12 protein-coding genes, 2 pseudogenes and 1 riboswitch are annotated in these 12593 nt (G+C 72.0%); of the genes and pseudogenes, 5 read left to right on the top strand and 9 right to left on the bottom strand.

The genetic code is table 11. The features are described 5' to 3' along the window. Window positions 1-417: 417 nt before the first annotated feature. Window positions 418-1212, top strand: coding sequence for an SDR family NAD(P)-dependent oxidoreductase (locus tag AQJ58_RS09345; RefSeq protein WP_067247230.1), 795 nt, complete (start codon window positions 418-420; stop codon window positions 1210-1212). Between the two features lie 70 nt (window positions 1213-1282). Then, on the top strand, window positions 1283-2152 hold the full coding sequence (locus AQJ58_RS09340; RefSeq protein WP_067247227.1) for a helix-turn-helix transcriptional regulator: 870 nt from the start codon (window positions 1283-1285) through the stop codon (window positions 2150-2152). Window positions 2153-2177: 25 nt separating this feature from the next. Here the strand turns inward: AQJ58_RS09340 and AQJ58_RS09335 are convergent, their stop codons facing one another. Beyond that, on the bottom strand, window positions 2178-2834 hold the full coding sequence (locus tag AQJ58_RS09335; RefSeq protein WP_079078794.1) for a response regulator: 657 nt from the start codon (window positions 2832-2834) through the stop codon (window positions 2178-2180). 98 nt (window positions 2835-2932) lie between these two features. Beyond that, window positions 2933-3130, bottom strand: coding sequence for a DUF397 domain-containing protein (locus AQJ58_RS09330; protein ID WP_067247223.1), 198 nt, complete (start codon window positions 3128-3130; stop codon window positions 2933-2935). 95 nt (window positions 3131-3225) lie between these two features. On the opposite strand from AQJ58_RS09330, the pseudogene AQJ58_RS45850 reads away from it, so the two are divergent. After that, window positions 3226-3370: pseudogene (locus AQJ58_RS45850) on the top strand (putative PEP-binding protein); the annotation flags it as partial. Window positions 3371-3524: 154 nt separating this feature from the next. On the opposite strand, the gene AQJ58_RS09320 reads toward AQJ58_RS45850, so the two are convergent. From AQJ58_RS09320 to AQJ58_RS09310, 3 genes are read right to left on the bottom strand one after another with little or no spacing between them, the layout of a single operon-like run. Then, entirely contained in the window at window positions 3525-4607 is a 1083-nt protein-coding gene (locus AQJ58_RS09320) for an AraC family transcriptional regulator (RefSeq protein WP_067247218.1), read from the bottom strand. A gap of 32 nt (window positions 4608-4639) precedes the next feature. Next, entirely contained in the window at window positions 4640-5539 is a 900-nt protein-coding gene (locus AQJ58_RS09315) for an SDR family NAD(P)-dependent oxidoreductase (RefSeq protein WP_067247217.1), read from the bottom strand. Next, window positions 5536-6906: a flavin-containing monooxygenase gene (locus AQJ58_RS09310; protein ID WP_199844552.1), complete on the bottom strand. Its 1371-nt coding sequence runs from the start codon at window positions 6904-6906 to the stop codon at window positions 5536-5538. Before AQJ58_RS09310 ends, AQJ58_RS09315 begins: the two co-directional genes overlap by 4 nt. Window positions 6907-7175: 269 nt before the next feature. Next, window positions 7176-7333, top strand: a riboswitch (cobalamin riboswitch). 35 nt (window positions 7334-7368) lie between these two features. Between AQJ58_RS09310 and AQJ58_RS09305 the strand changes: the two genes are divergently transcribed. Next, complete coding sequence (locus tag AQJ58_RS09305; RefSeq protein WP_055632059.1) at window positions 7369-7590, top strand: CbtB domain-containing protein; 222 nt, start codon at window positions 7369-7371, stop codon at window positions 7588-7590. Window positions 7591-7609: 19 nt separating this feature from the next. Next, window positions 7610-8362 carry a CbtA family protein gene (locus AQJ58_RS09300; protein WP_067247214.1) on the top strand — a complete coding sequence of 251 codons (753 nt, stop codon included), beginning with the start codon at window positions 7610-7612 and terminating at the stop codon, window positions 8360-8362. 58 nt (window positions 8363-8420) lie between these two features. Here AQJ58_RS09300 and AQJ58_RS09295 read toward each other — a convergent pair whose 3' ends face one another. The 4 genes and pseudogenes from AQJ58_RS09295 to katG all read right to left on the bottom strand — a co-directional run bounded on the left by AQJ58_RS09295 (window position 8421) and on the right by katG (window position 12571). Beyond that, window positions 8421-9017 carry a histidine phosphatase family protein gene (locus tag AQJ58_RS09295; RefSeq protein ID WP_067247213.1) on the bottom strand — a complete coding sequence of 199 codons (597 nt, stop codon included), beginning with the start codon at window positions 9015-9017 and terminating at the stop codon, window positions 8421-8423. Continuing rightward, the gene (locus tag AQJ58_RS09290) at window positions 9014-9841 is read right to left on the bottom strand and encodes an ABC transporter ATP-binding protein (RefSeq protein ID WP_067247210.1); all 828 of its coding nucleotides are present in this window, start codon (window positions 9839-9841) and stop codon (window positions 9014-9016) included. Before AQJ58_RS09290 ends, AQJ58_RS09295 begins: the two co-directional genes overlap by 4 nt. Continuing rightward, window positions 9838-10173, bottom strand: a pseudogene (locus AQJ58_RS09285) (FecCD family ABC transporter permease); the annotation flags it as partial. The pseudogene AQJ58_RS09285 and the gene AQJ58_RS09290, both read right to left, overlap by 4 nt. A gap of 211 nt (window positions 10174-10384) precedes the next feature. Continuing rightward, window positions 10385-12571, bottom strand: coding sequence for a catalase/peroxidase HPI (gene katG / locus AQJ58_RS09280; protein ID WP_067247208.1), 2187 nt, complete (start codon window positions 12569-12571; stop codon window positions 10385-10387). Window positions 12572-12593: the final 22 nt, after the last annotated feature.

The following is a 12593-nucleotide window of genomic DNA, read 5'->3' as shown; positions in this document are numbered from 1 at the left end:
CGGAGGGGGCGATCCGGAAGCTCGGCAGACGCGTCAGGGCGCCCGGACCGGCGACCTCGGCCGCAAGACCGGTCTGGCCGGCCGGCAGGCGGCTGACCGTCGCCGTCGACACCGAACGACTCACCATCGAGGTACGCAACGCCGCCCGCCCGCCCGCCGTCCCACCGCCCAGCAGCGGCCTGGGGCTGGCCGGCCTGGGCGAACGCGCGCGCCTGGCCGGTGGCGACTTCACCGCCGGCACGGACCCGCTCACCGGCGACCACGTCCTCACCGCCGAGCTTCCGCTGCGTCAGGGAAGCCCGGTCACCATGAGTACGACCACCGGTCAGACTCCCACGTGACGAAAGAAGGGGGCTCTGGGCGACCCAGGTTGTTCCGGGTCTGGTTGGCCCGAAGGCCGGGGGCGAGGCTGTGGTCATGACCGACAGCAACAACGATGTGACCGGCTTCCACGACCGTGTCGTCCTGATCACCGGCGGAACCAGCGGGATGGGCCTGGCCACCGCGCGCCTGCTCCTGGAAGCCGGCGCCGACATCGTCATCACCGGCCGTGACGATGCCCGCCTCGACCGCGCGGCCGAACAACTGGACAAGGTGTCCGACCAGGGTGCCCGGCTGTTCACGGTTCGGGCCGACTCCGCCGGCCTCACCGATCTCGACCGCTTGGCCGCCCTGATCCGTGAACGCCACGGACGGCTGGACGGGGTGTTCGCCAATGCCGGGGTCGGAGTGTTCCGGCGCAGTGGCGAGCTCACCGAGCAGGACTTCGACCTCAGTGTCGACGTCAACTTCAAGGGCGTGTTCTTCACGGTCCAGAAGGTGCTGCCGCTGCTCGAGGCGGCGGGTGGCGGTTCCATCGTGCTCAACGCCTCGTGGACACTGCACCGGGGCCTGGCCGTCGCACCGGTGTACGCGGCCACCAAGGCCGCCGTCCACAATCTGGCCCGCACGCTGGGCAGTGATCTTGCCGAGCGCGGCATCCGGGTCAATTCGATCAGCCCGGGCTACATCGTCACCGAGATGTTCGACGCCGCCAACCCGGACCCCGCCTCGCACGATGCCATCCGCGCCCAGGTGCCGCTGAGGCGGCTCGGCCGGGCCCAGGACATCGCCGAGACCGTGGCCTTCCTTCTCTCCCCGCGGTCGTCGTACATCACCGCTCAGGACATCGTCGTCGACGGGGGCCTGGTGACCGCCGTCCCCGCCTCCTGACGGCGGGTGGTGGCTGCCTGGCCCCGGCAGGGCCAGGCAGCCACCCCTCACGACCGGCCACAATCGTCGTATGAGCACAGCGATCAGCCTGGGCGAGTTTCTTCGCACCCGCCGCTCCCTCCTGCACCCCGAGGACGTTGCCCTGCCGGACTTCGGAGGCCGGCGCCGGGTCGCGGGCCTGCGCCGCGAGGAGATCGCGCAGCTCGCCGGAGTAAGCGTCGACTACTACACCCGGATGGAACAGGGCCGCGTGCCCAACCCTTCGGGCGCGGTGCTCGACGCCCTCGCCCGCGCACTTCGTCTGGACGGGGATGCCACGCGGCACCTGCACCGCCTCGCCCGACCACAGCCCTCCGCCCGGCACGCTCCCCGGCGCCAGGCCCGGCCGCAACGCGTACGCCCCATGCTCCAGCGGTTGCTGGACGACCTGGTGGACATGCCGGCGATGGTGATGGGCCGACGCATGGACATACTGGCCTGGAACACGGCAGCGGTCGCCCTCTTCGGCGACTACGCGGCCCTGGACCGAGCCGAGCGCAACATCGCCCGGATCACCTTCCTCGACGAGACGTCCCGGGAACTGTACGCAGACTGGACCTCCTGCGCCCGCGAGAACGTGGCCTACCTCCACCTGGACGCGGGACGGCACCCCGAGGACCCCCAGTTGGCGAGCCTGATCGGCGAACTGTCGATGAAGAGCGAGGACTTCCGTCGCTGGTGGGCTGAGCATCCGGTGCAGGACAAGACCTCGGGAACCAAGCGATTCCGCCATCCGGTGGTCGGCCATCTGGAACTGGCCTACGAGACCCTGCGCGCAGCGGACGACCCTGATCAGGCCTTGATCACGTATGCCGCCGAGCCGGGCAGCCCCTCGCACGACGGCCTGCGGATGCTCCTGGCCTGGGCCTCGACCAGCACCTCGACGAACAGAGCACCGTAGACCGGCAGGCCCGGTCCCGGTGGGTTCAGGAACGCCTGTCCGGCGGACGGACTCCGGCGTCGTGCGCCAGGATGGCCGCCTGGACCCGGTTCGTGCAGCCGAGGACGGAGAGAATGCGACTGACGTGAGACTTGGCGGTCCCTTCGCCGATGAGCAGCGCCTTGGCGATCTCCGCGTTCGAGGAGCCCTCACGCAGCAGGCACAGCACCTCGCGCTCGCGGTCGGTCAGGGCCGCGACGCGGCGCCGCGCCTCGTCGGCCCGGCTCAGGTCGCGGTCGACGTAGCGTTCGATCAACTGCTGGGTGACCCGGGGCGAGAGGATGGGCTCACCGGCGGCCGCCACCCGGACAGCCCTGATCAGGTCGTCGGGCGGGGTGTCCTTGAGCAGAAACCCCGCCGCGCCGCAGCGCAGCGCCCGGGTGACATGGTCTTCCTCGCCGAAGGTGGTCAGCATGACCACGCTTGTCCGCGGTGCCACCTTTCGCATCTCGGCGGCCGCGGCCAGCCCGTCGACGCCGGGCATGCGAATGTCCAGCAGCGCCACGTCGACGAGGTGTTTGCGAGCGAGCTCGACGGCGCCGGCACCGTTGTCCGCCTCGGCCACGATCTCGATGTCATCGGCGACCTCGAGCACGAACCGGATTCCGGCGCGGATCAACGCCTCGTCGTCCGCCAAGAGCACCCGAATCACCCTGCCACCCCACTCAGTCGGCCTCAACGTCCCTGACGCCTCGATTATCGACGGACCGTGCGGGGGCACCGTGTGAAGGGGCCCGCCCGTCAGGCCTCCCCGACGAACCCGGCCCACGCCTCGCGTGACACACGGACGACGGGCCCGGCCACGGTCTTGGAGTCACGGATGTGCACGGTTGCGCCGTCGGCAGCGACCTCGATGCAGTCGCCGCCCTCCGCGCCGCTGTAGCTGCTCTTGAACCAGGTGAGGCCGGACGCGACGGCCGTGGACTCAGCGGTGTTCATTGCTCTCCCGGCAACCTTCCGACGAACTCCAGGGACTCTCGTGGAGGCGTGCTGGACCCCTGCGTCTCGGTGTACGCGAACTTCTTGCCGTCGGGGTCCTGCGGCTGGTGGCGATGACCGCCGAAGCCGGGCGTCGGCTCGGCAAGCCTGTGGGCGTGTGCGGCGAAGCAGCCGCCGACCCGCTCCTCGCCGCCGTCCTGGTCGGACTCGGGGTCACCTCCCTGTCCATGGCGCCCGCGGCGGTGCCGGCTGTCGGCGTCCTGGTGGAGAGCGTCACGGCCGAGCACTGCCGAGCGGCGGCCGAGAACGTCCTCAAAGCCGTCGACCCGAAGGAAGCACGCGAACTCGCCCGCGCGGTGCTCACACCGTCATGACCGCCGACTCGGGCGGCGTCCTATTCAACGAGCGCGGGGGAGCGGCGCTGACCTGCCAAAAGGTCCTCGCGCAGTTGCAAGGGGGCCATGCCGTGCCAGCGGTGGACCGCTCGGCGCAGGGCGCGTTCGTCGGAGAAGCCGGCCTGGCGGGCCACCTCGCGGAGCGTGAGGTGGGGGCGGTGCAGGAGCTGTTCGACGCGTTCGCGGCGGACGCCGTCGACGATCGCCTCGTAGGACGTGCCGCACTCGGCGAGGCGGCGGCGCAGGGTGCGTTCGCTGGACGCGTGTCTGCGGGCCTGCTCGGCGAAGGAGGGGACCACCGGCAGGCCCTGCGCCACGGAGATCTCCAGGACTTCCAGGAGGTCCTGCTGCCGGCGCCGCGAGGCCATCTGCGCTTCGAGCAGGTCGAGCGTCGAGGCGAAGGTGGTGGGATCGCGGCCCGGCATCGGCCGGTGGATCCACGCCTGCGGCACCACCATACGGTTGCGGGCGGCGCCGAAGGACACGGGGCAGCGGAAGAGCTCGCGGAACGGCCGGACGTCGTGCGGGGCGGCGAAGGCGAAGTGGACCTCCTGCGGCGCGAGGCCGCTGCCGGCGGCGAGGCGGCCCAGGGTGACGACGCTGGAGAACGCCTCCTCGACCAGGAAGACGCCGACGCTCGGGTCGACCACCGGGTCGGGCAGGTCGGCCCGCACCACGTAGTCCGGGCCCTCCCGGCCGGCCGACCAGACGGTCATGGCCCCGGACACGTTCTGGAACCGCACACCCGTCTCGATGGCCACCTGGAGGGTGTCGCCGGCGAGCATGGCGAAACCGAGGAGCCCCCACGCGGTGAGGTGCTGCGCGGCCCCGACCCGCAGACCCAGGTGCTCGTCACCGGTCAGCTCGACGGCGCGCCGGATGACGGAACTGCCCTGCCGGTAGGAGACCCGCAGGGCCGCCGAGCGCATCAGGGTCTCGGTGAGCCCCACGTCCGAGAGCACGGGGCGCAGGTCGACGCCGTACTCCTGCGTGATCTGGCCGAGGTAGCGCAGGATGTTCGGGGAGATCGTCGCCGAGGTGCTGCGCGTGGTGCCGTTCTCCGGGCGGGGCGGGTCGGGCATGGCTTCTCTCCAGGGCCGTACTGGCGACCACTCTAGGTCCTGCGTCCCGTGGTCGGCGCCTCCTGCACCAGTTCCCAGCGGCCGTCGGTCTGCCGGGCCAGGCCTTGGCGCCGCAGGTCCTCCAGGTACCGGGCCAGACCGCGCTCGCCGCGCCTGCGGAAGAGCGGGAGGAGCCGGGGCAGGAGGTTCGGCACCAGCATGGAGCAGCGGACCAGACGGGATTCGCCGGGCCGCGGATACACCTCCAGCCGTGGCCGGTCGAGCATGCTCACCACCGCGGCGACGACGTCCGACGGCTGCTGCGGCGGGTCCTGGAACTGGAGGGAGTTGCCGCCGCTGACGGCCTCCCGGCGCAGCATCGGGGTGTCGGTGGCCGACGGCAGCACCGAGCCGACCCGGATGCCCTTGTCGCCCAGGTCGAGCGCGATGGACAGCATCGCGCCGCGCAGCCCGAACTTCGACGCCGCGTAGATGGGGGTCTCGCCCTGCGGGAAGATGCCCGCGAGGGAGACCGTGGTGATGACGCGGGGGTCGGCGGAGGCCCTCAGCAGGGGGATGGCGAGCCGGGTCGCGACGAGCGGGGAGAGCAGGTTGAGGTCGATCTCGCGCTCGATGCTCTCCACCCCGCGCACGTCGAACCGCTCGGTGCTGGTCATCCCCACGTTGTTGACCAGCACGTCGAGCCGGCCGAAGGCGGAGGCGACGTGCTCGAAGAGCCCCGCCACCGCCGCCCGGTCCAGCAGGTCGCAGCCGAGACCGAGGTGACCGGCGCCGGGCAGGCCGTCCGCGACCCGCTCCGCCCGCTCACCGTCGATGTCGACGACCACGCACACGGCGCCGCCGAGCGCGAACCGCCGGCACAGCGCGCTGCCGATGCCGCCCGCGCCGCCGGTCACCAGCATCACCTTGCCGGTGCAGTCGTAGCCGCTCATGCCACGGCCTCCTTGCCGCTGGTGCGGCCGCCGACGCTGCGGCGGGCGGCGGGTGCCGCCGGCGGGCGGCCCTCGGTGGGCCAGCCCATGGCGCCGGCGACCCTCGTGAGGTACTTGGTGTACGCCGCGCTGTCGACGTAACCGGTGTGGCGCGGGGAGTCCACGAACCGCAGGCCGCCGGACAGGTCCGGACGGTCGCCCCGGATCATGCGGGCGAACCGCTCGGCGTTCGGCCGGCCGTCACGGGTGTCCTGGACGAAGCCGGCGATCAACTGCGCCTGGGCGTCGAAGAGTTGGTAGGCACCGGAGTTGGTCTCGATGAAGCCGACCCCGAACAGCCCCTCGTGCTCGCGCGAGAACGACGACAGATACAGGTCGGGGTGTTGCTCGTCGCCGAAGTAGCGCTGCGCGACGGGCACCTTGTGGACGTATCCGGTCGCGAGCAGGATCAGGTCGAAGTCGTTGCTGCTGCCGTCGGTGAAGTGGACGGTACGGCCCTCGGCGCGCACGATCCCGGGCCGCGCGGTGATGTCGCCGTGCCGCAGATGGTGCAGCAGGAGGGAGTTGACCGTCGGATGGGTCTCGAAGAGCCTGTGGTCCGGCTTCTGCAGACCGAGGCGGCGCGGATCGCCGTTGACGATCCGCAGGAGGGCGCCGAACAGCTTCTGCTCCAGCCACTTCGGCAGCCGCGGACCGACGCCTTCGAGGGTGTCCACGGGCCTGCCGAAGAGGTGCTTGGGGATGAACCAGTAGCCGCGGCGCATGCTGATCTCCGCGTGGTCGGCGGCGCGGGCCGCGTCGCACGCGATGTCACAGCCGGAGTTGCCCGCGCCGACCACCAGCACCCGCTTGCCCCGCAGTTCGTCGCTGCTGCGGTAGCCGATCGTGTGCCGGATCTCGCCGCTGAAGTCACCGGGGATCTCGGGGACGTTGGGGTGCCACTGCGAACCGGTGCAGACCACGACCCGCCCGTGCCGGCTGGTGCGCCCGTCGGCACGGGTGACGGTCCAGGTGCCGTCCGGGTTCTTCGCCACGTCACGGACCTCGGTCCCGAACCCGATCCGCTCCGTCAGCCCGTACGCGTCGGCGAAGGAGGTCAGGTACGACAGGATCTGGCGCCGCGAGGGGTAGTCGGCGAAGTGGTCGGGCATCGGCCAGCCGCCGAAGCCCGAGAGGGTCCTGCTGGAGATGAAATGCGCGGACTCGTACATCGGGCCGCCCGGGTTGTCGATGTCCCACAGGCCGCCCGGACCCGTGTGCCGCTCGATGTGCGTGTAGGGAAGCCGCCGCTCGGCGAGCGCCCGCGCCACCGCCAGCCCCGCGGGACCGGCCCCGATCACACACGTGTCGAATTCGGACTCCTTCACGAGTCCACCTCCTCTCGTCGCCCCGTTCGGCGTGGGAGGAACTTAGGCAGCGCGCAGCCGCCCCGGGACTGACCGGTGCGGCCACAAAGGGGACCCTGGCGGCCAGCGCGGCCGACCGGCCGGCGTCCAGCGGTCCGACCGTGCGGATCCGCCGGGCCGAGCGCACCGGCCCGTCGGCGTCGTACGGACCGTGCAGACGGGCCGTCAGATCGGCGTCCTGGAACCGCCACGCGGTGGAGAGCCTGATCACGTCGGACCTCGCGCTCTTGGCCAGTTCGGCGGGGCACGGTACCTTCACTCTGATATCGACGACGGAAACACGGAAGCCGGTGGAAGTCCGGCACGGTCGCGCCACTGTGAACGGTGCGCTCCCCGCAGCGGGAGCGGACCGCGAGTCAGACCCGGGGCCGTCGTCCTGTGCACCACCGAGATGGGACGCGAACTCCCAGAGGAGGCCCTGCCATGGCGCAGCACGTCGCCCAGCCGACCACCGCCGCACCCGCCGTTCCCGCCAAGCTCCCGCTCAAGGACATCGCTCCCTGGGCGGTCTTCTTCGGCATCCTCATGCTGGTCCTGCTGTACTTCGTCGGCGCCGAGCAGGGCGCCACCTCCGTCGTCTCCGGCGAGGGAGTCCACGAGTGGGTGCACGACGCCCGCCACCTGCTCGGCTTCCCCTGCCACTGACGAGGGGCGCCGCACCACCATGAACTCCGCAACCGTGCGCAACCTTCTGGTGCGGGGCATGCTCGCCGGCCTCGCGGCCGGCGTGCTCGCCCTCGTCGTCGCCTACTTCCTGGGCGAGCCGAACGTCGACAGCGCCATCGGCTTCGAGGAGTCCCACGCCCACGAGCACGAGGTCGAACTCGTCTCCCGCTCCCTGCAGTCCACGGCCGGACTCGCCACCGGAGTCCTGGTCTACGGCGTCGCCTTCGGCGGCATCGCCGCCCTCGCCTACTGCTTCGCCCTCGGCCGGGTCGGCCGTTTCGGCCCGCGGGCCACGGCGCTGCTGCTGTCGGGGGCCGCGCTGCTGGCCGTGTACGTCGTGCCGTTCCTGAAGTACCCGGCCAACCCGCCCGCGGTCGGCGACCACGACACGATCGCCAAACGCACCACCCTGTTCTTCCTGATGATGCTGCTCGGTGTGCTCCTCGCGATCGCCGCGGTGATCGCCGGCAAGCGCCTCGCGCCGAGGCTCGGCACCTGGTACGCGACCGTCGTCGCCGTCCTCGGCTTCGTCACCCTGATCGGTCTGGCGTACGCGTTCCTGCCCGCGATCAACGAAGTCCCGGCGGACTTCCCGGCCACCCTCCTGTGGCGGTTCCGCCTGTCCACCCTCGCCCTCCAGATCACGCTGTGGACGGGCTTCGGCCTCCTCTTCGGCGAACTGGCCGAACGGCTCCTGAACCCCAGGCCCGTGCAGGCGTCGGCGCGGGCGGCGATGACCGTCCCGCAGTGAGCCGACCGGAATGACACCGGAATGACACCAGGCCCCCCGGATCCGTCCGGGGGCCCTGTCATGCGCGGTCGTCCGACTGTTCGCCGGCCGGGGCCGGCGGCTGTCCGAGCCGCAGGTTCCAGCGGCCGTCCCGCCCGCTGACCGAGGTGACGCCCAGCGGGGGCACGTCGAGCCGCCAGAACGCCGCCGCCGGCGCCCCCAACACCCCCACCGCCACGGCCCGTACGATCTCCGGCTCGACCACCGCGACCGTGTGCCCGTCCGTCCCGGCCGCCGCCCGCAGCCAGCGGCCCACCCGTGCGCACAGGTCCGTCACCGACTCCCCGCCGTGCGGTGCCGCGTCGGGGTCGGCGAGCCAGCGGCCCACCTCCTGCGGCTCGGCGGCGCCGACCTCGGCGAGGGTCAGGCCCCGCCAGCGCCCCACGTCCAGGCCCGCGAGGTCCCCTTCCTCGACCCCGTCGAGACCGAGGGCGGCCGCCGTCTGACGGCAGCGCACACTCGGGGAGAGCGCCACCCGTACGGCGGCGGGCAGCGACCCGGCGGCGGCCCGCGCCCGGGCCAGGCCGCCCGCGTCCAGCGAGCACCCGTCGTCGAAGCGGGCCCGGCGCAGGGAGTCGTTCATCGCGGGCGGGACGAAGCTGACACGGCTGGTCACGAGGGGGTTCCTCCGGGTGCGGTCCGTTCGGGCGGGAGCGTGCCCAGGAAGCGTATGTGCGGGCGGTCCCCGGGGGCGGCCCGGGTGACGGTGGCGCGGACGCCGTACACCTCGGCGATCAGCTCCTCGGTGAGGACCTCCTGCGGGGTGCCGGTGGCCACCACCCGGCCCCGGCGCAGGACGAGCAGCCGGTCGCAGTACATCGCTGCCAGGTTGAGGTCGTGCAGGGCGACCACGCTGGTGAGCCGGAGCTCGGTGATCAGGTCCAGCAGGGCGAGCTGATGCTGGATGTCGAGGTGGTTGGTGGGTTCGTCCAGCAGCAGCTCCCGGGGCTGCTGGGCGAGGGCGCGGGCGATCTGCACCCGCTGGCGCTCCCCGCCGGACAGGGTCCGCCAGGGGCGGGCGGCCTTGTCGGCCAGACCGGTGCGGGCCAGCGCGGAACGGACGGCCTCCTCGTCCTCGGCGGAGGCGGGCGCCCAGGCCCGGCGGTGCGGGACCCGGCCGAGTCGTACGACGACGAGTACGGTCAACGCCACCTGGGTGTCGGCCTGTTGCTCGACCACGGCCACCCGCCGGGCGACGGCGCGGCGCCCCACCCGCTCCAGCGGGCGCCCGTCGAGCGTGACGGTGCCGCGGGCCGGGGCGAGGACCCCGGCGAGCAGCCGCAGCAGGGTGGACTTGCCGGAGCCGTTCGGGCCGAGCAGCCCGGTGACGGTCCCGGGGCGCGGGGCGATGCTGACCCCGTCCAGGATCAGGGCGCCGTCGGCCGACCGGCCGACCCGGTCGGCGCGCAGACCGTCGGTGGAGGGGGCGGGGCCGGTCATCGGGTGTCCCTGCCCCGGTAGAGGACCAGCACGAACGCCGGTACGCCGATCAGCGAGGTCATCACGCCCACCGGCACCTCCTGCGGGTCCAGCAGGGTACGGGCCAGGGTGTCGACCCAGACCAGGAACACCGCCCCGGCCAGCGCGCTCGCCGGCAGCAGCCGGGTGTGCCCGGGACCGGTCAGCGCACGGGCGGCATGCGGCAGCACCAGCCCGACGAAGCCGATCGCCCCCGCCGAGCCGACCAGCACCGCCGTCAGCAGCGCGGTGACGCACAGCAGCACGAGCCGGGTACGGGCCACGTGCACGCCCAGCGTGGCGGCCGCGTCCTGCTCCGGATTCCCCCCCCCGGATTCCCTGACCCGTCGTGCGTACGTGTACACACAGGGGTACGACTGGCTTCGGCAAGCTACCACAGGCCCGACGGACGGGCCCGAGGGCCAGCACGCCGTGCTGTCGTGCGGCCACACCCTGTGGAGCCGCATGCGAAGGGCGCCCGGGGCAGGCCCGGGCGCCCTCGCTCAGCTCAGGGTCGGTTCAGGATCAGACCAGGTCGAACCGGTCCAGGTCCGAGACCTTGGCCCAGGCCGCGACGAAGTCCTTCACGAACTTCTCCTTCGCGTCGTCGCCCGCGTAGACCTCGGCGAGGGCGCGCAGTTCGGAGTTGGAGCCGAAGACGAGGTCGGCGCGGGTGCCGGTCCACTTGAGGTTGCCCGCGTCGTCACGGCCCTCGAAGGTGTGCTGGTCCTCCGAGGTGGACTTCCAGGTCGTGCCCAGCTCGAGCAGGTTGACGAAGAAGTCGTTGGTCAGGACGCCCGGGGTGTCGGTGAACACGCCGTGCTTGGACCCGCCGCTGTTGGCGCCGAGGACGCGCAGACCGCCGACGAGGACCGTCATCTCGGGGGCGCTCAGGGTGAGCAGGTTCGCCTTGTCGAGCAGCAGGTACTCGGCCGGCAGGCGGGTGCCCTTGCCGGTGTAGTTGCGGAAGCCGTCCCAGGCCGGCTCCAGCGCGGCGAACGACTCGGCGTCCGTGTGCTCCTCGGTCGCGTCGACCCGGCCCGGCGTGAAGGGGACCTCCACGTCGAAGCCGGCGTCCTTGGCGGCCTTCTCGACCGCGGCGGCACCGCCGAGGACGATCAGGTCGGCCACGGAGACCTTCTTGGCGCCGGTGTTGAACTCGGCCTGGACGCCCTCGATGACGCTGAGGACGTGACGCAGCTGGTCGGGGTCGTTGGCCTCCCAGGAGCGCTGCGGCTCCAGGCGGATCCGGGCGCCGTTGGCACCGCCGCGCTTGTCGCTGCCGCGGAAGGTGGAGGCGGACGCCCAGGCGGTGGAGACCAGCTCGGAGACGGTCAGACCGGAGGCGAGCAGCTTGGCCTTGAGGGCCGCGACGTCGGCCGCGTCGATGGGCTCGCCCTCGGCCGCCGGCAGCGGGTCCTGCCAGAGCAGGGTCTCCTCGGGGACCTCCGGGCCGAGGTACAGGGACTTCGGGCCCATGTCACGGTGGGTCAGCTTGAACCAGGCGCGGGCGAACGCGTCGGCGAACTCGGCCGGGTTCTCGTAGAAGCGGCGCGAGATCTGCTCGTAGACCGGGTCGAAGCGCAGCGACAGGTCGGTGGTGAGCATGGTCGGCAGGTGCTTCTTCGACGCGTCGTGCGCGTCGGGGATGATCGCCTCGGCGTCCTTGGCGACCCACTGCTTGGCGCCGGCCGGGGACTCGGTCAGCTCGTACTCGTACTCGAAGAGGTTCTTGAAGAACCCGTTGCTCCACTGGGTCGGCGTGGCGGTCCAGGTGACCTCCAGGCCGGAGGTGATGGTGTCGCCGCCCTTGCCGGAGCCGTAGGTGCTGGCCCAGCCGAGGCCCTGGGCCTCGATCGGGGCGGCCTCGGGCTCGGCGCCCACGTTGTCCGCCGGGCCGGCGCCGTGGGTCTTGCCGAAGGTGTGACCACCGGCGATGAGGGCGACGGTCTCCTCGTCGTTCATCGCCATGCGGCGGAACGTCTCACGGATGTCGCGGGCCGCGGCGACCGGGTCCGGGTTGCCGTTGGGGCCCTCGGGGTTGACGTAGATGAGGCCCATCTGGACGGCGCCGAGCGGGCTCTCCAGGTCGCGGTCGCCCGTGTAGCGCTGGTCGTCCAGCCAGACCTTCTCGGGACCCCAGTAGACGTCCTCCTCGGCCTCCCAGACGTCGGCGCGGCCGCCGCCGAAGCCGAAGGTCTCGAAGCCCATCTCCTCCAGGGCCACGTTGCCGGCCAGGACCATCAGGTCGGCCCAGGACAGCGACTGGCCGTACTTCTTCTTCACCGGCCACAGCAGACGGCGGGCCTTGTCCAGGTTGCCGTTGTCCGGCCAGCTGTTCAGCGGCGCGAAGCGCTGCTGGCCGGCGCCGGCGCCGCCGCGGCCGTCGGAGATGCGGTAGGTGCCGGCGCTGTGCCAGGCCATACGGATCATCAGGGGGCCGTAGTTGCCGAAGTCGGCCGGCCACCAGTCCTGGGACTCCGTCAGTACCGCGGCGATGTCCTGTTTGACGGCCGCCAGGTCGAGGTTCTTGAACGCCTCCGCGTAGTCGAAGTCCTCACCGAGCGGGTTCGCCACCGCCGGGTTCTTGGCGAGGATCTTCAGGTTGAGGCGCTCGGGCCACCACTGGCGGTTGCCGCCGCCCTGGGTGGGGTGTGCCGCACGGTCGTGGGCGACGGGGCACTTCGCCTCGGACGAGGGGTTCTCGGACATAGAAAGGTATTCCTTCCGAAGG

Origin of the sequence: Streptomyces sp. DSM 15324, from assembly GCF_001514285.1 — a bacterium.
Classification (GTDB): Bacteria; Actinomycetota; Actinomycetes; order Streptomycetales; family Streptomycetaceae; genus Streptomyces.
The sequence above is the reverse complement of the archived record's forward strand: the minus strand, read 5'-3'. Positions and strand labels throughout refer to the sequence as shown.